Annotated in this window: 21 protein-coding genes; 12 read left to right on the top strand and 9 right to left on the bottom strand. The window is 68.3% G+C overall.

The window, feature by feature from the left end:
- Nucleotides 1-62: 62 nt before the first annotated feature.
- On the bottom strand, nucleotides 63-1,445 hold the full coding sequence (gene aroA / locus C466_RS08505) for a 3-phosphoshikimate 1-carboxyvinyltransferase (RefSeq protein WP_004598385.1): 1,383 nt from the start codon (nucleotides 1,443-1,445) through the stop codon (nucleotides 63-65).
- Nucleotides 1,446-1,608: 163 nt separating this feature from the next.
- Here aroA and C466_RS08500 point away from each other — a divergent pair, with 163 nt between their 5' ends.
- A complete protein-coding gene (locus C466_RS08500; protein WP_004598386.1) occupies nucleotides 1,609-2,145 on the top strand; it encodes a multiprotein bridging factor aMBF1 in 537 nt (178 codons plus the stop codon).
- 157 nt (nucleotides 2,146-2,302) lie between these two features.
- Here the strand turns inward: C466_RS08500 and C466_RS08495 are convergent, their stop codons facing one another.
- On the bottom strand, nucleotides 2,303-3,082 hold the full coding sequence (locus C466_RS08495; protein WP_004598387.1) for a DICT sensory domain-containing protein: 780 nt from the start codon (nucleotides 3,080-3,082) through the stop codon (nucleotides 2,303-2,305).
- 144 nt (nucleotides 3,083-3,226) lie between these two features.
- Between C466_RS08495 and tpiA the strand changes: the two genes are divergently transcribed.
- The 5 genes from tpiA to C466_RS08470 all read left to right on the top strand — a co-directional run bounded on the left by tpiA (nucleotide 3,227) and on the right by C466_RS08470 (nucleotide 8,527).
- Nucleotides 3,227-3,871 carry a triose-phosphate isomerase gene (gene tpiA, locus C466_RS08490; protein ID WP_004598388.1) on the top strand — a complete coding sequence of 215 codons (645 nt, stop codon included), beginning with the start codon at nucleotides 3,227-3,229 and terminating at the stop codon, nucleotides 3,869-3,871.
- Between the two features lie 225 nt (nucleotides 3,872-4,096).
- Nucleotides 4,097-6,025 carry a molecular chaperone DnaK gene (gene dnaK, locus C466_RS08485; RefSeq protein ID WP_004598389.1) on the top strand — a complete coding sequence of 643 codons (1,929 nt, stop codon included), beginning with the start codon at nucleotides 4,097-4,099 and terminating at the stop codon, nucleotides 6,023-6,025.
- Nucleotides 6,026-6,107: 82 nt separating this feature from the next.
- Nucleotides 6,108-7,280, top strand: coding sequence for a molecular chaperone DnaJ (gene dnaJ / locus C466_RS08480; RefSeq protein WP_004598390.1), 1,173 nt, complete (start codon nucleotides 6,108-6,110; stop codon nucleotides 7,278-7,280).
- A 48-nt stretch (nucleotides 7,281-7,328) separates the two neighbouring features.
- The gene (locus tag C466_RS08475) at nucleotides 7,329-7,649 is read left to right on the top strand and encodes a cupin domain-containing protein (RefSeq protein ID WP_004598391.1); all 321 of its coding nucleotides are present in this window, start codon (nucleotides 7,329-7,331) and stop codon (nucleotides 7,647-7,649) included.
- A gap of 122 nt (nucleotides 7,650-7,771) precedes the next feature.
- Nucleotides 7,772-8,527 (top strand): acyl-CoA synthetase family protein, encoded by a 756-nt coding sequence (locus C466_RS08470; RefSeq protein WP_004598392.1) that lies wholly within the window; start codon nucleotides 7,772-7,774, stop codon nucleotides 8,525-8,527.
- Between the two features lie 27 nt (nucleotides 8,528-8,554).
- Here the strand turns inward: C466_RS08470 and C466_RS08465 are convergent, their stop codons facing one another.
- The 6 genes from C466_RS08465 to aglJ form a co-directional block, all read right to left on the bottom strand.
- On the bottom strand, nucleotides 8,555-9,889 hold the full coding sequence (locus C466_RS08465; protein WP_004598393.1) for an ABC transporter ATP-binding protein: 1,335 nt from the start codon (nucleotides 9,887-9,889) through the stop codon (nucleotides 8,555-8,557).
- Nucleotides 9,882-10,946: an ABC transporter ATP-binding protein gene (locus tag C466_RS08460; RefSeq protein ID WP_004598394.1), complete on the bottom strand. Its 1,065-nt coding sequence runs from the start codon at nucleotides 10,944-10,946 to the stop codon at nucleotides 9,882-9,884. Before C466_RS08460 ends, C466_RS08465 begins: the two co-directional genes overlap by 8 nt.
- A complete protein-coding gene (locus C466_RS08455; protein ID WP_004598395.1) occupies nucleotides 10,946-12,130 on the bottom strand; it encodes an ABC transporter permease in 1,185 nt (394 codons plus the stop codon). The genes C466_RS08460 and C466_RS08455 overlap by 1 nt, the downstream gene beginning before the upstream one ends.
- 14 nt (nucleotides 12,131-12,144) lie before the next feature.
- On the bottom strand, nucleotides 12,145-13,119 hold the full coding sequence (locus C466_RS08450; protein ID WP_049911505.1) for an ABC transporter permease: 975 nt from the start codon (nucleotides 13,117-13,119) through the stop codon (nucleotides 12,145-12,147).
- 39 nt (nucleotides 13,120-13,158) lie between these two features.
- Nucleotides 13,159-15,102, bottom strand: coding sequence for an ABC transporter substrate-binding protein (locus C466_RS08445; protein ID WP_004598396.1), 1,944 nt, complete (start codon nucleotides 15,100-15,102; stop codon nucleotides 13,159-13,161).
- A 280-nt stretch (nucleotides 15,103-15,382) separates the two neighbouring features.
- Nucleotides 15,383-16,444 (bottom strand): S-layer glycoprotein N-glycosyltransferase AglJ, encoded by a 1,062-nt coding sequence (gene aglJ, locus C466_RS08440; RefSeq protein ID WP_004598397.1) that lies wholly within the window; start codon nucleotides 16,442-16,444, stop codon nucleotides 15,383-15,385.
- Nucleotides 16,445-16,549: 105 nt separating this feature from the next.
- On the opposite strand from aglJ, the gene C466_RS08435 reads away from it, so the two are divergent.
- Nucleotides 16,550-16,930 carry a DUF7522 family protein gene (locus C466_RS08435; RefSeq protein WP_004598398.1) on the top strand — a complete coding sequence of 127 codons (381 nt, stop codon included), beginning with the start codon at nucleotides 16,550-16,552 and terminating at the stop codon, nucleotides 16,928-16,930.
- 24 nt (nucleotides 16,931-16,954) lie between these two features.
- Here C466_RS08435 and C466_RS08430 read toward each other — a convergent pair whose 3' ends face one another.
- Nucleotides 16,955-17,314 carry a response regulator gene (locus C466_RS08430; RefSeq protein WP_004598399.1) on the bottom strand — a complete coding sequence of 120 codons (360 nt, stop codon included), beginning with the start codon at nucleotides 17,312-17,314 and terminating at the stop codon, nucleotides 16,955-16,957.
- Nucleotides 17,315-17,545: 231 nt separating this feature from the next.
- Here C466_RS08430 and C466_RS08425 point away from each other — a divergent pair, with 231 nt between their 5' ends.
- The 5 genes from C466_RS08425 (at nucleotide 17,546) to C466_RS08405 (ending at nucleotide 20,553) form a co-directional block, all read left to right on the top strand.
- Nucleotides 17,546-18,577 (top strand): phosphate signaling complex PhoU family protein, encoded by a 1,032-nt coding sequence (locus C466_RS08425; protein ID WP_004598400.1) that lies wholly within the window; start codon nucleotides 17,546-17,548, stop codon nucleotides 18,575-18,577.
- Between the two features lie 100 nt (nucleotides 18,578-18,677).
- Nucleotides 18,678-18,860, top strand: a complete 183-nt coding sequence (locus C466_RS08420) for a DUF7525 family protein (protein ID WP_004598401.1) — start codon at nucleotides 18,678-18,680, stop codon at nucleotides 18,858-18,860.
- Nucleotides 18,861-18,941: 81 nt separating this feature from the next.
- A complete protein-coding gene (locus tag C466_RS08415) occupies nucleotides 18,942-19,169 on the top strand; it encodes a DUF7123 family protein (RefSeq protein ID WP_004598402.1) in 228 nt (75 codons plus the stop codon).
- A gap of 149 nt (nucleotides 19,170-19,318) precedes the next feature.
- On the top strand, nucleotides 19,319-19,750 hold the full coding sequence (locus tag C466_RS08410; protein WP_004598403.1) for a CoxG family protein: 432 nt from the start codon (nucleotides 19,319-19,321) through the stop codon (nucleotides 19,748-19,750).
- The gene (locus C466_RS08405; protein ID WP_004598404.1) at nucleotides 19,747-20,553 is read left to right on the top strand and encodes a nitrilase-related carbon-nitrogen hydrolase; all 807 of its coding nucleotides are present in this window, start codon (nucleotides 19,747-19,749) and stop codon (nucleotides 20,551-20,553) included. Before C466_RS08410 ends, C466_RS08405 begins: the two co-directional genes overlap by 4 nt.
- Nucleotides 20,554-20,717 lie beyond the last annotated feature (164 nt).

The following is a 20,717-nucleotide window of genomic DNA, read 5'->3' as shown; positions in this document are numbered from 1 at the left end:
ATCTGCCACCATGTAGTCTTGTGTAAATTGCGAACGTCTATAACTATTGCCTTCCGGGCCCGTCAGTCGCGCTCGACGTCCATCCCGAGGTCGGCCATCGCGTCGAAGAAGCCGGGGAACGAGACGTCGACGTGTTCGGCGCCGCGGACGGTGGTCGTCCCTTCGGCGGCGAGCGCGGCGACGGACAGCGCCATCACGATCCGGTGGTCGTGACGGCCGTCGACGGTCGCGCCCGCGAGGTCGCTCTCCGAGCCGTGGACCGTGAGGACGTCGGGTTCCTCCGTGGTCTCCGCGCCGAGCTCCCCCAGCTCCTCCGCCATCGCGGAGACGCGGTCGGTCTCCTTGTAGCGGACGTGCTCGCAGTTCTCGATCCGGGTGTCCCCGTCCGCGACCGCGCCGAGCGCGGCGATCGTGGGGAGCAGGTCGGGCGTGTCGCCCACGTCGACGGTCACGCCGGAGAGGGCGGCACGCTCGACCGCGATCTCGCCGGCCTCTCGGTCCCAGTCGACGGCCGCACCCATCTCCTCGACGACCTCGACGATGGCGGCGTCGCCCTGCGCGCTCGGCCGCGCGCCCTCGATCCGGACCGTCTCACCGGGCGCGGCCGCGACCGCCCCCGCGCCGAGCAGGTACGAGATGGAGGAGAAGTCCCCCGGCACGGCGTAGCTGCCGCCCGCGGGCTCGTACGACTGTCCGCCCGGCACCGAGAATCCCGCGGCGCCGGTGGCGCCGTCGAGGGGGTCGCCGGCCGCGTCGACCGGGGTCGCCTCGACGCCGAAGTCGGCGAGCAGTTCGAGCGTGATGTCGACGTACGGCGCCGACTTGAGCTCGGTGGTGAGCTCGACCTCGACCCCCTCGTCGGTGACCGCGCCCGCCATCAGCAGCGCGGTGACGTACTGCGAGGAGACGTCGCCGGGGATCGCGACCTCGCCGCCTTCGAGCGGGCCGGTGACGACGAGCGGCGCCTGCCCGTTCGCCCGGGTCGACTCCGCGCGGACCCCGAGGTCGCCGAGCGCGTCGAGGAGCGGCCCCTGCGGCCGCGATCGGAGGGAGCCGTCCCCGGTGAGGACGGTCGTGCCGTCGGCGAGCGCGGCCGCGGCGGTGACGAGCCGCATCGTCGTCCCCGAGTTCGCGCAGTCGATCACGTCGTCCGGAACGGCGGGGCGGCCGCCGAACCCCTCGACAGCGAGCGCGTCGGCGCCGGCGAGGTCGGATTCGGTCTCGGCTGCGCCGCCGGTCGACGCGTCGTCGCCCGCGGGCGCGACCGACCCGCCGAACGCGGTCACGGCACGGGCGGTCGCCCGCGTGTCGGCGGAGATCAGCGGCGACTCGACGGTCGCGCCGTCGCTGTAGCCGGCCGCGAGCAGCGCGCGGTGGGTGTAGCTCTTCGACGGCGGCGCGCGGGCGGTCCCCCGGAGCTCTGAGCGCGTGACGTGGACGTCCATACCCTACCCTGCCGGCCGCGGCGACAAGTCGGTACCGACCGCGGCACGATTGCGGTCGGAGTGTGACCACCGCGCGTCGGCTCGCCCGCGGGGCCGGAACCCGACCGCTTCGTCGCGGCGCCGCGGCACACCCTTTATACCACCGGGAGCGTTAGCGTCGCGTATGCCCCAGTGTGAGATGTGCGGCGCCGAGGAGGCCTCGCTGACGACGACGAAGGTCGAAGGCGCCGAGCTGGAGCTCTGTAGCTCGTGTACGGACTTCGGCACAGAGGTCCGCGACGAGTCGACGAGCTCCGGCGGCGGCAAGTACTCCACCAGCTCCAGCACCGGGAAGTCGTCCTCGTCGTCCGGCTCGTCCGGCTCGTCGAGCGGGTCCGGGAGCTCCGGCGGTTCGACCCGCCCCCGCGACATGTTCGACGACATGGACGAGATCGCCACCGACTACGACGAGCGGATCCGCGAGGCGCGGGAGTCGCGCGGGCTGAGCCAGGAGGAGCTGGCCGACCAGCTCAACGAGAAGGCGAGCCTCATCCGCAAGCTGGAGCGCGGCGACACGCTTCCGACCGACGAGGTCCAGCGCAAGCTCGAACGCGAGCTCGACATCTCGCTGGTCGAGGGCCAGTCGTCCGACGACGCCGACTGGGAGACCAACGACGCGGGCACGATGACGCTCGGCGACGTCGTCAAGCGGAAGGACTAAGCGGTCCGCTCGCCGCGACCGACCCCGCCCCGTTTCTGTCGCTCACCGCTCTCTCAGACGCGTCGCCGGTCGCCCCTCAACGGTCGTGACGAGCGTGGCGGCCGACAGCTGCGCGGTCGGCTCCGAGAGCCACGGCTAAACCCCGGTGGTCGGGCCATCACACCGTCTCCCCGCCCTCGTCCGTCTGCTGCGACCCGCCGTACCGCTCGGTGAGGTAGTCGATGATGTAGTCGACCGTCTCCGGGTCGTAGCTCCAGAAGCCGTAGAACTCGCCGGGCGAGCGCTCCTCGGCGAGCAGCGCGCACTTCGCGTCCTCGTAGCCGCCTCCGTCGTACGCGACGAACCACGTCTCGCGGATCTCGGCGGTCTCGCCGACGTGAACGGTGTAGTGTTCGACGTCGGGCGCCTCGCCCTCGTCGGCCGCGTACGCGTGGACGTCGAGCCGCTCCTTCTCGCCGAGCAGGTCGTAGGTGTCCGCCTCCCCGGTGAGCACGTCGAGCGTCTGGAACCCCGCGTGGAGCGCCCCGTCGCCGACCCGCCAGGCGCGGTCTTCGATCTCCCGCGACGCGGCGACCATGTCCTCGCGGGAGTAGGAGGTGAACATCGTCTCGTCGAGGTGGTCCAACACCGGCCGGCCGACGCGCTCCTCGGATGCGCCCGCGCCTTCCGGAGCGTCGCCCCCGTCGCCCGTGCCAGTCGTCCCGTCGCCTCCGGAGCCCGACAGCAGGTCGTCGACGGTCACGGCCGTGACGAACTCGCCGTCTCGCGCCAGCACGGCGAACCCCTCCGGCCCGGAGGCGGTCTGGTCGTCGACGATCCGGACGTTGCGGTCGGCGAAGTGTTCCCGGAGCTCGTCGGTCACCGCCGGGTCGGCGTTGAACACGGTCAGCGTGGCCTCGTGCGCCTCCACGCCCGCGATGAGCTCGATGAGGGACATCCCTTGCCCGGACCCACAGCATCGGGGTATAAGGTCGTTTCTGCTCTCGGGGGCGCGTCCCTCGGCGCCGAGGGTGCGTCCGGGGAACCGAGGCGCGCGCCGCGAAGCACGAACCTATTTGCGCCGCGCCCCCCGAGTGGGCGTATGTTCATCCTGGTGAACCTCAAGGCGTACCCGTGCGACCCGATCGAGGTAGCGACCGCGGCCCGCGACGTCGCCGAGGCGTCCGGCGCGCGGATCGCCGTCTCGCCGCAGGCGGCCGACGTCGCCCGCGTCGCGGACACCGGCGTCGAGACGTGGGGCCAGCACGTCTCACCGAACGCACACGGCTCGCACACGGGGTCGACGCTCGCCGAGGCCGTCGCCGACAACGGCGCGGAAGGCACGCTGATAAACCACTCGGAGAACCGGCTGAAGCTCGCCGACGTCGACGGCTCGGTCCGCGCCGCCGAGCGCGCCGACCTGGAGACGATCGTCTGCGCGAACAACCCCGCGCAGGTCGGCGCCGCCGCCGCGCTCGGGCCGGACGCGGTCGCCGTCGAGCCGCCGGAGCTCATCGGCGGCGACGTCTCCGTCGCCACCGCTGATCCGGGGATCGTCGAGGACGCGGTCGCGGCCGCCGAGGCCGTCGACCCCGCAGTCGACGTGTTCTGCGGCGCCGGCGTCTCGACCGGCGAGGACGTGTCGACCGCCGGCGAACTCGGCGCCGCCGGCGTCCTGCTGGCCTCCGGCGTCGCGAAGGCCGACGACCCCGAAGCCGTGCTCGAAGACCTCGTGAGCGGGATCTGAACCGGCGGACCGGGGCATCTGCGCCACGACTTCGACGTACGTTCCGCGTCCCCGCTGGCGAACTCTCTCGCGAGCGAACCCAGATGGCCGCTGCGTTTGCGGATCTGTATAAAGACACCGATGTGAGCGACTCACACGATCGAGAAATCGCACGACGACAGCGGCTTCGTTTGTTCCGCGGCAGGGCGGCATCTAGTAACCTTTAACCGAAACAAGCCGCTACATATGAGCAAGATGGCGAGCAACAAGATTCTCGGTATCGACCTCGGTACCACCAACTCCGCGTTCGCGGTGATGGAGGGCGACGAGCCCGAGATCATCGCCAACGCGGAGGGCGACCGAACGACCCCCTCGGTCGTCGCGTTCGCCGACGACGGCGAGCGCCTCGTCGGGAAGCCGGCGAAGAACCAGGCCGTCCAGAACCCCGACCGCACGATCCAGTCGATCAAGCGGCACATGGGCGAGGACGGCTACACCGTCGAGATCGGCGACGAGGAGTACACGCCCGAGCAGGTCTCGGCGATGATCCTCCAGAAGATCAAGCGCGACGCCGAGGAGTACCTCGGCGACGACGTCGAGAAGGCGGTCATCACCGTCCCCGCCTACTTCAACGACAAGCAGCGGCAGGCGACCAAAGACGCCGGCGAGATCGCCGGCTTCGAGGTCGAGCGCATCGTCAACGAGCCGACCGCGGCCTCCATGGCGTACGGCCTCGACGACGAGTCCGACCAGACCGTCCTCGTGTACGACCTCGGGGGCGGCACGTTCGACGTGAGCGTCCTCGACCTGGGCGGCGGCGTCTACGAAGTCGTCGCCACGAACGGGGACAACGACCTCGGCGGCGACGACTGGGACGAGGCGCTCATCGACCACCTCGCAGACGAGTTCCAGAACGACCACGGGATCGACCTCCGCGACGACCGGCAGGCGCTCCAGCGGCTGAAGGACGCCGCCGAGGAGGCGAAGATCGAGCTGTCGAACAAGAAGGAGACCACGGTCAACCTCCCCTTCATCACCGCGACCGACAGCGGTCCGGTCCACCTCGAACAGTCCGTCACCCGCGCGACGTTCGAGAACCTCACGTCCGACCTCATCGACCGCACCGTCGAGCCGACCGAGCAGGCGCTCTCGGACGCCGACTACTCGAAGTCGGACATCGACGAGGTCATCCTCGTCGGCGGCTCTACCCGGATGCCGCAGGTCCAGGAGCAGGTCGAAGAGCTCGTCGGCCAGGAGCCGAAGAAGAACGTCAACCCGGACGAGGCGGTCGCGCTCGGCGCGGCGGTCCAGGGCGGCGTGCTCTCCGGCGACGTCGACGACATCGTCCTCCTCGACGTCACTCCCCTCTCGCTCGGGATCGAGGTGAAGGGCGGCCTCTTCGAGCGGCTCATCGAGAAGAACACCACCATTCCGACCGAGGAGTCGAAGGTGTTCACCACGGCCGCGGACAACCAGACCTCCGTCAACGTCCGCGTCTTCCAGGGCGAACGCGAGATCGCCGAGGAGAACGAGCTGCTCGGCGCGTTCCAGCTCTCCGGCATCCCGCCGGCGCCCGCCGGAACCCCCCAGATCGAGGTCTCGTTCAACATCGACGAGAACGGCATCGTCAACGTCGAGGCCGAGGACCAGGGCTCCGGTAACGCCGAGTCGATCACCATCGAGGGGGGCGTCGGCCTCTCCGACGAGGAGATCGAGGAGATGCAAGAGGAGGCCGAGAAGCACAAGGAAGAGGACGAGGCCCGCCGCGAGCGGATCGAAGCCCGCAACGAGGCCGAGACGACGATCCAGCGCGCCGAGACCCTCCTCGAGGAGAACGAGGAGGAGCTCGACGACGACGAGCTCGTCGCCGACATCGAGGCGGCCATCGAGGACGTCGAGGAAGTCCTCGAGGACGAGGACGCCGACACCGACGAGATCGAGTCCGCCACCGAGGCGCTCACCGAGGAGCTCCAGGAGATCGGCAAGCAGATGTACGAGGGCCAGGCCGCGCAGGCCGGGCCGGGCGGCGCGGGCGGCGCCGGTCCCGGCGGCATGGGCGGCGCCGGCGGTCCGGGCGGCGCGGCGGGCCCCGGCGCCGGTCCCGGCGCCGACGCGGACGACGAGGAGTACGTCGACGCCGACTTCGAGGACGTGGACGACGACGACGAGGAGTAACCCTCTCCGACCCGGTCCTCGGACGCCCGACCCTGCCGCTTAAATCGACCCGTCGATCAACACCACTCAACGAACGCAACGCATGAGCGAAGATTTCTACGACGTCCTCGGCGTGTCGCGGGACGCCAGCGAGGAGGAGATAAAGAAGGCGTACCGCAAGCAGGCCGCAGAACACCACCCCGACGTCAGCGACGACGAGAACGCCGAGGAGCGGTTCAAGAAGATCCAGAAGGCCAAGGAGGTGCTCACCGACGAGCAGAAGCGCCAGCAGTACGACCAGATGGGCCACGACCGCTTCACCGAGGCCGATAAGCGCGGCGCGACGGGCGGCGGCGGCGGCCCCGGGGGCGCCGGCGGTCCCTTCGGGGGCGCGGGCGGTGCTGGGGGCGCCGGCGGGTTCGAGGACATCTTCAACCAGTTCTTCGGCGGTGGCGGCGGTCGCGGCCGCGGCGGTGACGGCGGCGGCAACCGACCGCGACAGGGCCGCGACCTCAAGACGGGGCTGACGATCGACCTCGAGGAGGCGTTCGAGGGCGCGACCAAGGAGGTCACGCTCACGCGACCGACGACCTGCGCCACCTGCGACGGGGCGGGCCACCCCCCGGACGCGGACGTGGAGACGTGCCCGCAGTGTAACGGCCGCGGACAGGTCCAGCAGGTCCAGCAGACGCCGCTTGGGCGGGTCCAGCAGACGTCGACGTGTCCGCGCTGCGAGGGCGAGGGCGAACTGTACAGCGAGGACTGCGCCGACTGCGGCGGCGACGGCGTCGTTCGCGAGGAGGCGACGCTCTCGGTCGAGATTCCGGCCGGGATCCGCTCCGGACAGAGCCTCCGGATGGAGCGCGAGGGCGCGCCCGGCGAGAACGGCGGGCCGAAGGGCGACCTGCTGATCGAGGTCGACGTCGACGTCGGCGACCGGTTCGAGCGCGACGGCGACAACCTCCGCGTCAACGAGGCCGTCTCCTTCCCGCAGGCCGTCTTCGGCGACACGATCGAGGTCGAAACGGTCGACGGCAGCGTCGAGATGGACGTTCCCGCCGGCACCCAGAGCGGCGAGACGTTCCGCCTTCAGGGGAAGGGGATGCCCCGGCTCCGTCGCCGCGGCCGCGGCGACCTCTACGTCCAGGTCGCCGTCGTCGTTCCCGAGTCGCTCAACGACGAACAGCGCGAGGCGCTGGAGGCGTTCGCCGAGGCGGGCGGAGAGGACATCGACGTCGGCGGCGGCTTCTTCGAGAAGCTGAAGAGCTCCTTCTGAGCTTCCGCTGCCCGTAGCTTTTCCGCCCTCCGGCACCATCACCGACGCATGGGCTACGACATGACGGCCTACGACGACGTCGAACCGCGCGCGCCCGGGATGTACTTCCTCCGTGACGCGCTCGACTGCGAGCACCTCGGCGTGACAGTCGTCGAGGCCGACGACGGCTGGGAGGGAATGGAACACGACCACGCCGACGGCGACCACGAGGAGGTGTACGTGCTGCTCCACGGCGAGGCGACGCTCACCGTCGACGGTGACGCGGTCGACCTCGACCCCGGCGACGCGGTCCGCGTCGACCCCGGATCCACGCGCGACCTCGCCTTCTCGGCGGACGGCTCGAAGATGGTCATCGCCGGCGCACCCTGACGCCGGCTCGATGATCGTCATCGCCGGCGCGCCCTGACGCCGGCCGCGACTCGCTCGGCTCGGTTGCGGACGTTTCTCGTCGACGCCGCAGCGTTAAGGCTCGCGCGCCCCGAGAGCTGTGTATGGAACTCGTCGGGGACCTGCTCGCGCGCGACCGCCGCAGCCGCGATACGGCGCTCGTCACGGCGGACGGCCGGGAGCGGAGCCACCACGACCTGATCACGAACGGCTACAAGGCGGCGAACGTGCTCCGATACCTCGGCGTCCGAGAAGGGGCGACCGTCGCGGTCGACCCGACGCCGGGATTTCACACCACGCTCGCGTTCCTCGGCGCAGCCGCGGTCGGCGCGCCCGTCCGGTTCGACCCGGCGGCGGGAATCGACGCGGGCGACCGCGTCGTCCTCGCGCCGGTCGCGACCGCCGCCGACCTCGATCCGGCCCCGGGCACGAACCTCGCCGCGTTCGGCGGATCGCCGGAGCGTCCCGAGACCACGCACTGGGAACAGGAGCTGTGGAGCGAGAACCCGGGGACGCCGCCGAGCGACGTCGAACCGGATGACGCCGCTATCGTCGGGCCAGAGCGCGAGTTCAGCCACCGCGAACTGTGTTCGCTCGCCGCGGCCGCGGTCGAGGCGAGCGGGATAGACGCGGAGACGCGCGTCGTCCTCCGTCGCCCGTTCTCCGATTCGCCGGCGGTCGCGGCCGGGCTCGTCGCTCCGCTCTCCGTCGGCGGAACCGCGGTGCTCGCGGCGCCGACCGGAGACGGTGAGGAGTCGGACGGCGAGCCGCGCGGCGACGTGGCGGTGGCTCCGGCGGACGCAGACGTTCCGGAGCCGCGACGGATCGATCCGGCGTCGATCGCGTCGACGGCCGAGTGACCCGTTCCGGCCCGGGTCGCCGCAGGATCAGTCGTCCGCGGGGTTCGGCTCCGCGGCGGCCCGCCCCTCGTGCCGGAGACAGGCGGACTCGTGATCGGCCGCGTGGACCGTCGTCTCGGGCTCGGTCTGGGCGCACGGCGTCGTGATCTCGTCCGAGAGGAACTCTCCCGCCATTTCGGCGTTGTCATCCAGTAGAAGGTTCATCGCCTCCGAGAGCGTCTCCTCGAGATCGGGGTCGCCGACCGTCTCGCTGATGTCGAACTCCCGGCGGATCTCCGCTCGGACCTCCGAGTCGGTCGGGTCGCTTCCGCCGGCAGCGACGTTCTCACGGACCTGATCGATGTCGATCTCGCCGGTGATGACCTTCTCACGGAAGTTCAACAGCCCCCGCCAGTCGTCCTGATCGATGTCGACGCCGTCCGGCTGGATCACCTTGTGACACCGGGTGTGGAACCGGCAGCCGCTCGGCGGGTTCGTCGGGCTCGGAACGGTGCCTTTCAGTTCGATGCCGCCGACGCTCGCGCGCGGGTCCGGCGTCGGGATCGACGACAACAGCGCCTCGGTGTAGGGGTGTTGCGGGTTGGTGAAGATCTCCTCGACCGGCCCGATCTCGACGATCTCGCCGAGGTACATCACGGCCACGCGGTCACAGATCTGGCGGATGACGGACATGTCGTGGCTGATGAAAAGCAGCGACAGCCCGAACTCCTCCTGAAGGTCGTCGATCAGCGAGAGGATCTCCGCCTGGATGGAGACGTCGAGCGCGCTCACCGGCTCGTCGGCGATGATGAGGTCCGGGTTCAACACGAGCGCTCGGGCGAGCGCGATCCGCTGTTTCTGCCCGCCGGAGAACTCGTGCGGGTAGCGGTCGAAGTCGCTCGCCGAGAGCCCGACGCGTTCGAGCAGGTCCTCGACGATCGCGCGGCGCCGGTGGCGGTCGCTCATCCCGTGAACCTTGAGGAGTTCGCCGACCGCGCTCCCGACCGACATCCGCGGATCGAAGCTCGAGGACGGGTCTTGGAAGATCATCTGGGCGCCACGCCGGAACTGCATCAGCTCGTCGTCGTCGAACTCCGTCACGTCGTTGGGGTGAGTTCCGTCTGGGTTCCGGCTCGCGCTTCCGCGTCCGTTCCCGTTGAAGACGACCTCTCCGGACGTCGGCTCCTCTAAGCGGATGACCGAACTCGCCGCGGTCGACTTCCCGCACCCCGACTCGCCGACGAGTCCCAGCGTCTCGCCCTCCTCGATGTCGAAGCTGATCCCGTCGACGGCGCGCGCGGCGCCGACCTGTCGGTTGAACAGCCCCTTTCGGATCGGGTAGTGTTTCTTCAGATCGCGGACCGACAGCAGCGGCTCAGTCATCGGCCGGACCCACCTCGCTGTCGCCGTCCGTCGCACCGGTGTCTCCGGCGATTCCGAACTCCTCTCCGCCGATCACCGAGGGATCGCCGCCCGGGCCGTAGTGGACGCAGGAGACCCACTGCCCGGGTTCGATCTCGACTTCCTCCGGCTGCTCGCCAGTCCGGCACGCCTCCTCGGCGTACTCGCAGCGCGGCGCGAACCGACAGCCGTCCGGGGGGTCGTGCGGGTCCGGAAGCGTCCCCGGGATCCCGCCGCCCGTGCCGCCGAACTCCGGCAGGCACTCCAGCAGCTGCTGGGTGTACGGGTGCGTCGGATTGTCGAAGATATCGAGCACGTTGCCGCGTTCCATGACCTTCCCGGCGTACATCACCACGATCCGGTCGGCGATCTGTGCGACGACGCCGAGGTCGTGCGTGACGAACAGGATCCCCATTCCGAACTCGTCCTGTAAGTCGTCGAGCAGTTCCAGGATCTGCGCCTGGACCGTGACGTCGAGCGCGGTCGTCGGCTCGTCGGCGATGAGCAGGTCGGGGTCGCCGACGAGCGCCATCGCGATCATGATGCGCTGCTTCTGTCCGCCGGAGAACTCGTGCGGATAGTCGTCGAACCGCGAGCTCGCGTTCGCGATCCCGACGCGGTCCATAAGGTCGACCGCCTTCGTGCGCGCCTCCTCGTCGGAGACGTCCTGATGGATCTGAAGCGCCTCGGTGATCTGCCACCCGACGGTGTAGCAGTGGTTCATCGCCTCCTGCGGGTTCTGGAAGATGTGTGCGATCCCGTTACCCCGGATCTCCCGGAGCTCCGAGCCGGGAATCGACAGCAGGTCGCGTCCCTTATACCGGACGGTTCCCTCGATCTTTCCCGGCGGCGTGTTGATGATCTTGGTGATCGACTCCGTCGCGACCGTCTTCCCGGAGCCGGACTCCCCGACGATACAGACGGTCTCGCCGGTGTCGACGCTGAAGTCGACCCCGTCGACCGCGGTGAGCGTTCCGTCTTCGGTGCTGAACGTCGTCGTGAGGTTTTCGACCTCGAGTAGTGGCTGACCGTCGGACATTATTCGCTCTCCGCCTCCGCTTCGGGGTTCAGCGCGTCCAACAGCGCGTCACCGAGGAAGTTGAACGCGAGGATGGTCAAGAACAGCACGATACCGGGCGCCAACACGATCCACGGGGCGTACGAGAGGTCACTCCGGCCGGCGGAGATGAGCTGGCCCCACGAGGGGACCGTGGAGTCACCGACGCCGAGGAACGCGAGCTGCGCTTCGAACAGCAGGAAGCCGGGGATAAGCAGCGTGAGTTGGGTGATGATGCTGCTCGCCACGTTCGGAACCACGTGGCCGCGGATCACCTGATACGTGCTCGCGCCGCTGATGCGGCTCGCCTTGATGAACTCCTCTTCGGAGATCGACAGCGACTTGCTGCGAACGTATCTGGCGGTTCCGCCCCACGCGAACAGCGAGAACACGACGATGAACATCCCCAAGCCCCCGCCGTAGATGTACAGGATGAGCAGGAACATCAGGAACGTCGGGAACGAGAGGATGATGTCGACGAACCGCATCATGATCTCGTCGACCCAGCCCCCGGAGTACGCGCTCAGGGTGCCGAACGTGATACCGATCGTCGCGACGATGGTCGTCGTGATGAAGGCGATCTGCATGCTGATCGTCATCCCGTAGACGATCATCGTGAACACGTCCCTACCGGCGTTCGTCGTCCCGAGCGGATACTCCCAGGTGCCGTGGCAGCGACCGTTCATCACTTCTCCGACGCAGGTCGCGGGCGTCGACTCGACGACGGAGGTGAACACCGGCGGCTGGTAGGCGACGAGCAGCTCCTGTTGCGGTGCGCTCATCACGAGCGGCCCGATGATCCCTCCCACGAACACGATCCCGAGCCAGACCATGCTCACGACCGCCGGCCGGTTGCGCTTGAACTCCTTCCAGTAATATCGCGTCATCCGCGGGTTCTGGTACAGCGGCAAGACGAGGTACCAGAACGCCAAAAACAGCGTGAAGATGAAGAAGAAGTCGACTGCCTCGAACGTCCGGTCGAGCCCGATGAACTCGAAGGTCGGCGTTCGGTCGCCGATGAACTGCGTGTCGTACACGGCGAGCAGCGCGAGCGGGAGCGTCGTCAGCAGCATCCCGATCGAGTTGATCGACAGATCGAACCGTCCCGACCGCGAGAGGTCACTCCAGTCGACTTGATCGAATCGTTCCGAGCCTTCAGTTGCCATTGTTTTCTGTTGAGTTACCTGTCATCGTAGCTGATACGCGGGTCGAGCACGGTGAACACGAGGTCCTCGATGAGGTTCCCCACGACGGCGACGAACGTGAAGAACAGCGTCGTGCCCAACACGAGGTTCGTGTCCTGTGAGAGCAGCGCCTCGAACGTGAGCCGGCCGAGTCCGGGTATCCCGAACACGACCTCGACGAGCAGCGACGACCCGAGGAACAGCGCGAGGAGCTGTCCGACGAGCGTCGTCGAGAGGGGGACGAGCGTCGGCCGCATGACGTGGTACGCGTACGCGCGGAGCGGCGACACCCCCTTGGCCTTCGCCGTCTTCATGAAGTCCGCGTTCTGGAACTCGGCGGACTCGTTCCGGGAGACGCGCATGACTGCGCCGATCGATCCGGTCACCAGCACGAACACCGGAATCGCCAGCTGGATCGCGTTCTCGACGCTGAATACCGCGACGTCCGTGTTGTACACGATCGGGATCACCTCCAGCCACACCCCGAAGATCAAAAGCAGGATGATCCCGAAGAAGAAGTTCGGGATGGCGTAACCGAAGAAGGCGAACCCGGTCGCCGCGTGGTCCCGCCAGCTGTACATGTTCGCTGCCGAGTACACGCCGACGAGCGGGCCGAGGATGACCGTGAGGATCGTCCACGGAATCGAGTACTGCGCGGTGTAGTACAGCGCGTTCCCGACCGCCTCGATGACCGGCTGGCTCCGGCTGCTCGACCAGCCCCAGTCGAGGGTGTACACGCCTTGAACGAAGTCGAAGTACCTGACGTAGAGCGGTTCGTCGAGCCCGCGGAGCTCTCTCGCTCGCTCTACGGCCTCCGCCGGGTCGCCCCCTTGGAGAGCCGCCTGCGTGGCGGCCCGCTGTACGTCCGGGTTCGGCGCGGCCGACAGCAGGAGAAACGTGATCGTAGTGATGATGAGCGATACAACTCCTGCCCAGAGAACGCGAGCGGTAACGTACCTTCCAAATCCCATGTTGATATCGTGGAGAACGTGTGGTGAGGGCAGGTCGGCCTATTCCCCGTATCTCCACGCCGGGAGGTTCCAGCCGTTGGAGAAGTTCTCGATGGGGCCTTCGAGCCCCTCACGGTACCCGACCGTGCTGTCGGGGAACGTGAGCATGATGTACGGCTGCTCCTCTGCGAGGTTGGCGAACAGTTCGATGAGCGCGTCCGCCAGCTCCTCCTGGGAAGTCGCCTGCCGCGCGTTCTGGAACAGCTGTTCCGCGTCGAAGCCCGGGTAGTAACCGACCGGGTTGTACAGCGGGTTCGCGCCCTCGAAGAAGACGCTGTTGGCGAGCGGATTCCGCGGATACGTGTTCAGGCCGAACACGACCTCCATGTCCCACGACTCGTTGGACGTAACGTTGCGCGGGCCGGGGTTGGTCGCGGCGGGCTGGGTCCACTCCACCTCCTCGCCGTTCACCGTGTCGACGAGCTCCTCCGGCACGTTGGTGACCTCTCCCTCCTCGTTCGTCTCCGGAGTGGGGAAGTCGGTCTGGGTCCAGTACTCGTTGTTGAACCGGGTACCGTCGATCGCCTCGACGGACACGTCGATACCGAGGTTCTCACCGAGCTCCTGTGCGATGAAGTCGGCCATCAGCTGCTCGGTGTTCTGCCCGGCGCTGTGGTAGAGACTGAGCTGGACCTGGTTCCCGTCGGGACCGACCATCGTCTCCCCGTCGAACCGGTAGTCGTACTCGGACATCTCGAACGCGTCCTCGGCCAAGCCGCGAGCGACCTCGCTGCCGTAACTGTCTCCGACGCCGAACTGCGGGATGTCCTCCTCCGGCGGGTAGAAGTTGCTGAACCGCGGCTGCCACGTGAAGTGCGTCTCGGCGAAGTCGCGGAACACGCCCTGGATCAGCCCCTCCTTGTCGATTGCGGAGGCCATCGCCTGCCGGAACGGCACGTGCCGGAACATGTTCCCCGGCCCGGTCGTCCACCCGTTGTCCCGCATGTTGACCGAGATCTTCTCGTTGTACGGCTGCGGGATCTGGTTGACGTATATCTCGTCGTTGTTCTGATACGCTTCGACCTGGTTCGGCGGGATCGCCGCCGTGTCGACCTCTCCGGTTTCCAGCGCACCGAGCCGCGAGGCCTGCTCGCCGATCACGCGGATTTCGGCCTCCTCGAAGTACGGCGCCTCGTCGAACACGTCCGGAAGATCGTCCGCGTCCTGGAGGTAGTAGTCGTCGTTCCGGCTGTACCGAGTCCCGCCGTCCCGCTGCCACTCGTCGAGGACGTACGGACCGAGGTTCCCCGAGAACTGGAGCTCGAGCAGCTCCTCGTCCTGTCGGAGCCCCTCTGTGTCCTCCTCTTCGACGTACGGTTCGAGGAGGCCCTGGGGGATCGGGTACAGCTGCGGGTCGTAGCTCTCGGGCCAGAGGAGCTGCGGCGTGTTCAGCGTGGCCTGGAACTCGTACTCACCGGTCTCTTCGACCGTGACACCGTCCCAACTCGCCGACGCGACCGAACTCGCCCAGCTGCTCTGGTGGACCTCTTGGATGAGGTAGACGAAGTCGCTCGCGGTCACCTCGCCGTACGGGTCGCTGAACTCGAGCCCCTCGCGCACCTCGAACGTCCACACCTCGCCGTCCTCGGTGGACATGTCGTAGAGGAGCGGAACGTACTCGTTCTCCTCGTCGAACGTGTAACCCAGGTCGAGGGCGCGGGCGATCGCGTTCCCGGCGCCGTTCTCGTCGTTGTATATCGGGTTGAGCGTCGAAAAGGAGGACGCTGCGGCCGTCGCGTATATCTCCTCTTGACTGAGTTCGTCCGAGCCGGACCCGCCGTCCGAGCTGTTTCCGTCGGAGCCGTCCGACCCGTCGCCGCCGTCGCCGCCGTTTCCGGAACAGCCGGCGAGCGTTACTGCGCCGGCGAGGCCGAGCGCGGAGAGCCATTGTCGCCGGTCGAGGTGCCGGGGATCATCACGATCTTCAATGTTTCGCCGTGGCATACCATGTAGTACGAGTGGATGCATAAAAAACTTCAGACTTCGGAACAGTTGTCGGGGACGATCATCTCACATCCGTTTTGATAATCGGCTGATTCGAAGGGAAAACCGGACCACCACCGCATATTTCATCGTGTATCGGAGAGTTTGACGCGAGCGGAGGAGCGAGATTTAACTCGATTGACTGCTCTCGCCTCGCGCACGGGTAGCCGACGCTTACCGGATGGTTTCCGGAGACAACGGTGCGGTGCCGGCCGTTCCCGACCCGTCGCGGGAGCGTTCCTCAGTCGCCGCGACCGTCCCGGCCGGCGGCGTCGTCGGTGAGTTCGGAGCCGGAAGCCGACCGCGGACGGTTCGCCTCGGTGCTCCCGTCGGCCTCGACCGCCGGACCGTCGCCGTCGGCGACCGACGACCCCTCGGCCGTGTCGCCGTTGAGCGCGCGCTCGTACCGCGCGATCTGTTCCTGATGGAGGGAGTGGATCATGTCCGCGAGGACCCCGAACACGAGCAGCTGGATCCCGAGGATCGTCGCGCCGACCGCGCCGACGGCGACGACCTCGTGGCTGATGCCGAACGCGAGGTACCGGTACAGCACGAACGCTCCCATCGCGAGCCCCGCGACGGTCGACGCCACGCCGACGCTCCCGAAGTAGAACAGCGGGTTGTTCGTCTTCGCCTTGCGGTACAGCTCTAGGAAGATCACGCCGCCGTCCCGGATCGGATGGAGGTTCGTCGCGGAGCCGCCGGGACGTTCCCGATACGTGATCGGGACCACGGCGACCGAGACGCGGTTCTTCACGCACTCGACGGCCATCTCCGTCTCGATCCCGAACCCGTCCGCGGTGAGGTGGAGCCGCAGGAACGACTCGCGGGAGAACGCGCGGTACCCCGAGAGGATGTCGCGGTAGCCCTCGCGGTGGATCGCCCGGAACGCGAGGTTGATCAGCCGGTTACCGATCCGGTTGAGCCGGGTCATCGCGCCCGGGCGCATGTCCGCGAACCGGTTCCCGATGACGTGGTCGGCCTCGCCGTCGAAGAGGGGGTCGAGCATCGCCGCGGCGTCGTCGGCGTCGTAGGTGGCGTCGGCGTCCGCCATCAGCACGTACGGAGCCTCGACGTGGTCCCGGACGGCTTCCCTGACCGCCTGTCCCTTGCCGCGGCCCGACTGCTCGACGACGCGCGCGCCGGCCTCGCGAGCGATCGACCGCGTCTCGTCGGTCGAGCCGCCGTCGATCACCAGGACCTCCTCGAAGCCGGCGTCGCGGAAGTCCGTGACGACGCGTGCGACCGTCTCGGCCTCGTTCATCGTCGGCAACAGGACGCAGACGTCGTCGTGCTCGCTCATCAGGCGAGCGATCACGGGGGAGTCGGTAAACTCTGTCCCTCCCGGTCGCCGGCCGACGCTGCGGCCACCCACACGCTCATGTATGTGAGCATTGATCGTGGTCGTATGTCCCACCCACCGGACGAACACGCCGACGAACTACTGAGCGCGGCCCGCACGGCGACGGGCGACGAGCTGCGGAGCCTCACGTACTTCACGAAGGAGGACGTCGAGCAGCTGTACCTCCGCAGCGACCTGAGCCGGACCGCCGACCTGGTCGGGTTCGCCGAGAACGAGCGGCAGGGATTCCACGCGCAGTCGATGTACGCGGACACCCAGCTCGGCGACTACCGGTTCACGGTCCGCGTGTTCGAGAACGGGTACCTCACGCGGGTGATCGCTAACAACCACGGCGTCTGGGTGACTACCGACTCGATGGAGATGGACCGCTTCGAGGAGCTGGCGAGCGCGCTCGCGTCGATCCTGCGGTCGTTCGACCCAACCTGAATCCGTGCCGGCCTCGCGACGCCGCTACCCGAGGTGGCTCTCGAACTCGCCGACCAGCTCGTCGGCGTCCACGGGCTTGGTCACGTAGCCGTCGGCGCCCGCCTTCACCGCCTCCATCATCTTCTCCTGCTGGTCGACGCTCGTACACATCACGATCACCGCGTCGGGCCAGCGGTCCTTGATCTCGGCGGTCGCCTCGATCCCGGTCATCTCCGGCATCACGACGTCCATCGACACCGCGTCCGGCTCGTACGCCTCGAAGAGTTCCACCGCCTCTGCGCCGTTTTCCGCCTCGTCGACGACCTCGAATCGGTCCGCCAGCGCGTCCCGGACGACCGTCCGCTGGAAGGAGGAGTCGTCGACGACGAGTACCCGCTCGGTCATACCCGTTCTCTCCGCCTGACCGACATAAGCGCGCGGATCGGTCGGCACGGACGGCACGGATCGATCGGCACGGACCGCCCGGCACGGACGGATACCTCGATACGCGGGCCGGCGTGGAGGACAACTCGGAGTCTGTGTGGCCACCCTCCGACAGCTATCCCTTGTATATTCGATGAAGCATATAATGAACATGGGAATAACGTTAAGGTGTATCCCGCGATACGGTCGCGTATGGAAACGCGGAAGGTCCAGCGGTTGGGGCCGTCGACGCTGGCGATGACCCTCCCGGCCGAGTGGGCACAGGAACACGGCGTGAACAAAGGCGACGAGGTGTCGCTGCGGATGGGCGGCAAGGGGACGCTCACGGTGCTCCCCGAGTCGGTGAGCACCGAGGAGTCGGAGGCGGTGATCAACGCCGACGGGCTCGACGCGCGCTCGCTCGAACGCGCGATCGTCGCGCAGTACGTGCTGGGGCGGCGCGTGATCCACGTCCGCAGCGAGGGGACGCTCGACAGCGAGCACATCAACGCGGTGTACAAGGCCGAGACCCAGCTGATGGGGCTCGGCGTCATCGAGGAGACCCCGGAGGACATCTCGATCCGCTGTTCGGTCGACCCCGAGGACTTCACCCTCGACAACCTGCTCGAACGGCTGGAGAACACGGGCTCGACGATGCGCGGCGAGGGCGTGAAGGCGCTCGCGCACGGCAACCCGGACCTCGCGCAGCGCGCGCTCAACCGCGAGCGGCAGGCGAACAAGATCTTCGTCCTCCTGCTCCGGCTCATCTTCACCGCCTACCAGAACCCGAACCTCGCGCGCGCCGTCGGCCTCGAAGAGGGGTTCCCCCTGATCGGCTACCGCTCCGTCGCGAAGAACCTCGAACTCACCGCCGACAACGCGGAGGACATCGCCGAGATCGTGATGGAGGCCGAGGGCCACACCCTCGACGTCGACAGCGCGACGATGCGGCAGATCCGCGAGTTCACCGACCAAGTGGACGAGCTGACCGCGCTCGCGGTGCGCGCCGTCGTCGAGCGCGACTACGACCTCACCGTCGAGTGCCGCGACCTGTTCTCCCGCTTGGAGGACCGCGAACAGGAGATCCTCGCCGAGCTGCCGGACGACCTGGACAACGAGACGCTGCTGATGACCCGCGAAGTGCTCGTCAGCCTCCAGCACACCGCGGAGTACGCCATGCGGAACGCGGAGATCGCGGCGAACCTCGCGCTCAACGAGGCGTCGGACCACGTCGAGATAATCTGACCGCGACGCGTCGCCCGCGCCCCGGTCGTCGCGGGCGTTCCTCCCCGGCCCGTGTCGCGCGGTTCGCATGAACTAAGTGGTCCCCCGCGAAGCGGTTCGTATGAGCGAGGGTTCCATCGAATCGGACAAGGAGGTCGGCGTCGCGCTCGCGCTCGGTGCCATCGCGGTCGTCGGCGCCGTGGTGATGCTAGCGTACCCGGGGCAGCTCGGGAAGGCGTGGGGATTCGCGGGCGCGTTCGTCTTCGCGACGCTCGCCGTCGGCGCGGTTCAGCTGTTCGACTGAGCGACCGATCCGCGGCGCGGACCGGTCGCCCGGTCCGAACGACGAGAAACCGTTAAGAACGTCAGACGCGTACAGCTAATAATGAGCGAGTACACCGAGGAGGAACAGCGGATCCTCGCGTACCTCACGGACAGCGTCACCCGTGGCGAGCGGTACGTTCGCTCGAAGACGATCGCCGACGCGATCGGACTCACCGCGAAGCAGGTGGGCTCGCGGCTCCCCCGACTCGCCGAGAAGTCGGACGACGTCGACATCGAGAAGTGGGGCCGCGCCAAGTCGACCACCTGGCGCGTGACGCCGGACGGCTGAGACGGTAGGGTCGCGGGCGCGTCCCGACGCGCTCGCCGCGCTCCCCGACTCCGTCGACGCGTTCCCCGAACCCGACTCCGTCGACGCGTTCCCCGAACCCGACTCCGTCGACGCGCATTTTTAACCCCCGTCGCCCCAAACGGGATCGTATGACCGTTCGAGTCTCCCGGACGTTCGAGTTCGACGCGCCGCCGGCCGACGTGTGGGCGTTCATCTCGGACGCGGAGCAGCGCGCGGGCGCCATCAGCGTGGTCGACTCCTTCGAGGTTCACGACGACGGCAGCGCGACCTGGCACGTCGCGCTCCCGATACCGATGATCCGCTCTACCATCGACGTGGAGACGGAGGAGGTCGAGCGCGACCCCCCGAACCGAGTGAAGTTCGTCGGGAAGTCGCGGGCGTTCCGCGTCACCGGCGAACACGAGATCACGGAGACCGACGACGGCGGCTGCCGCCTCGCCAACGAGTTCGTCGTCGACGGGAGCCTCCCCGGCGTCGAGTCCTTCTTCAAGCGCAACTTCGACGCCGAGCTGGACAACCTCGAGGACGCGCTCCGCGACGCGCTGGCCTCGCCGGCATGAAGCTCGCGGGCGTCCAGCTGGCGGTCGAAGGCGGCCACATCGAGGCCAACGTCGAGCGGGCGCTCGACCGAATTCGGGCGGCCGCCGCCGACGGCGCGGACCTGGTCGTCCTCCCCGAGCTGTTCGACGTCGGCTACTTCGAGTTCGACTCGTACGGCCGCGCCGCGGAGAGCCTCGCCGGCGACCGGCTGGCCCGGTTCGCGGCCGCGGCCGACGAGGAGGACGTGGCGGTGCTCGCCGGGACGGTCGTCGAGGACCTGTCGGCGTCGGCGGCGGACGGGCTCGACGTGCCGGCCGAGTCCGGCCTCGCCAACGCCGCGGTGCTGTTCGACGCCGACGGCGAGCGCCGGCTCGTCTACCGGAAGCGGCACCTGTTCGGGTACGGCTCCGAGGAGACGGACCGGATGGTGCCCGGCGAGCGGACGCCGGTGGTCGAACTCGGCGGCGTCACGGTCGGCGTGACGACGTGCTACGACCTCCGGTTCCCGGAGCAGTTCCGCGCAATGGTCGACGCGGGCGTCGAGTGCGTGCTGGTGCCGAGCGCGTGGCCGTACCCGCGGATCGAACACTGGCGGACGCTCGGCCGCGCCCGGGCCATCGAGAACCTCGCGTACGTCGCCGCGATCAACGGGAGCGGCCGGTTCGGCGACGACGCGCTCTGCGGCCGGAGCGCGGTGTACGACCCCTGGGGCACCGCGCTCGCGTCGGTCGGCGACGAGCCGGGCGTCGTCACCGCGGCCGTCGATCCCGAGCGGGTCGCGGCGGTCCGGGAGGAGTTTCCGGCGCTCCGCGACCGTCGGTGAGCGCGTCGGCGAGCGCTGCCGAGCGACGCCGGAGTCTCGGGCGGCCAGGTCTCGGGTGGCCGTGTCAAACGCGGCCGGGTCGCACGACGTCCGGATCCCGCAGGTCCGGATCTCACACATTTATACGCGTGAGGAACGTACCGTCTCTTGCCGAAGACCGACGC

This window comes from Halorubrum distributum JCM 10118 (assembly GCF_000337335.1).
Classification (GTDB): domain Archaea; phylum Halobacteriota; class Halobacteria; order Halobacteriales; family Haloferacaceae; genus Halorubrum; species Halorubrum distributum.
Note: the sequence above shows the minus strand (reverse complement) of the source record. Positions and strands in the feature narration are given on the sequence as shown.

Bases quoted from the DNA above. Each gene is read 5' to 3' on its own strand.
- C466_RS08470 (WP_004598392.1), top strand. From the start codon at position 7,772: ATGGAACTCGTCGGGGACCTGCTCGCGCGCGACCGCCGCAGCCGCGAT.
- C466_RS08465 (WP_004598393.1), bottom strand. From the start codon at position 9,889: ATGACTGAGCCGCTGCTGTCGGTCCGCGATCTGAAGAAACACTACCCG.
- C466_RS08475 (WP_004598391.1), top strand. From the start codon at position 7,329: ATGGGCTACGACATGACGGCCTACGACGACGTCGAACCGCGCGCGCCC.
- C466_RS08495 (WP_004598387.1), bottom strand. From the start codon at position 3,082: ATGTCCCTCATCGAGCTCATCGCGGGCGTGGAGGCGCACGAGGCCACG.
- C466_RS08500 (WP_004598386.1), top strand. From the start codon at position 1,609: ATGCCCCAGTGTGAGATGTGCGGCGCCGAGGAGGCCTCGCTGACGACG.
- C466_RS08405 (WP_004598404.1), top strand. From the start codon at position 19,747: ATGAAGCTCGCGGGCGTCCAGCTGGCGGTCGAAGGCGGCCACATCGAG.
- C466_RS08420 (WP_004598401.1), top strand. From the start codon at position 18,678: ATGAGCGAGGGTTCCATCGAATCGGACAAGGAGGTCGGCGTCGCGCTC.
- C466_RS08410 (WP_004598403.1), top strand. From the start codon at position 19,319: ATGACCGTTCGAGTCTCCCGGACGTTCGAGTTCGACGCGCCGCCGGCC.
- C466_RS08415 (WP_004598402.1), top strand. From the start codon at position 18,942: ATGAGCGAGTACACCGAGGAGGAACAGCGGATCCTCGCGTACCTCACG.
- C466_RS08425 (WP_004598400.1), top strand. From the start codon at position 17,546: ATGGAAACGCGGAAGGTCCAGCGGTTGGGGCCGTCGACGCTGGCGATG.
- aglJ (WP_004598397.1), bottom strand. From the start codon at position 16,444: ATGAGCGAGCACGACGACGTCTGCGTCCTGTTGCCGACGATGAACGAG.
- C466_RS08455 (WP_004598395.1), bottom strand. From the start codon at position 12,130: ATGGCAACTGAAGGCTCGGAACGATTCGATCAAGTCGACTGGAGTGAC.
- C466_RS08460 (WP_004598394.1), bottom strand. From the start codon at position 10,946: ATGTCCGACGGTCAGCCACTACTCGAGGTCGAAAACCTCACGACGACG.
- dnaK (WP_004598389.1), top strand. From the start codon at position 4,097: ATGAGCAAGATGGCGAGCAACAAGATTCTCGGTATCGACCTCGGTACC.
- C466_RS08450 (WP_049911505.1), bottom strand. From the start codon at position 13,119: ATGGGATTTGGAAGGTACGTTACCGCTCGCGTTCTCTGGGCAGGAGTT.
- C466_RS08430 (WP_004598399.1), bottom strand. From the start codon at position 17,314: ATGACCGAGCGGGTACTCGTCGTCGACGACTCCTCCTTCCAGCGGACG.
- dnaJ (WP_004598390.1), top strand. From the start codon at position 6,108: ATGAGCGAAGATTTCTACGACGTCCTCGGCGTGTCGCGGGACGCCAGC.
- C466_RS08445 (WP_004598396.1), bottom strand. From the start codon at position 15,102: ATGCCACGGCGAAACATTGAAGATCGTGATGATCCCCGGCACCTCGAC.
- tpiA (WP_004598388.1), top strand. From the start codon at position 3,227: ATGTTCATCCTGGTGAACCTCAAGGCGTACCCGTGCGACCCGATCGAG.
- aroA (WP_004598385.1), bottom strand. From the start codon at position 1,445: ATGGACGTCCACGTCACGCGCTCAGAGCTCCGGGGGACCGCCCGCGCG.
- C466_RS08435 (WP_004598398.1), top strand. From the start codon at position 16,550: ATGTCCCACCCACCGGACGAACACGCCGACGAACTACTGAGCGCGGCC.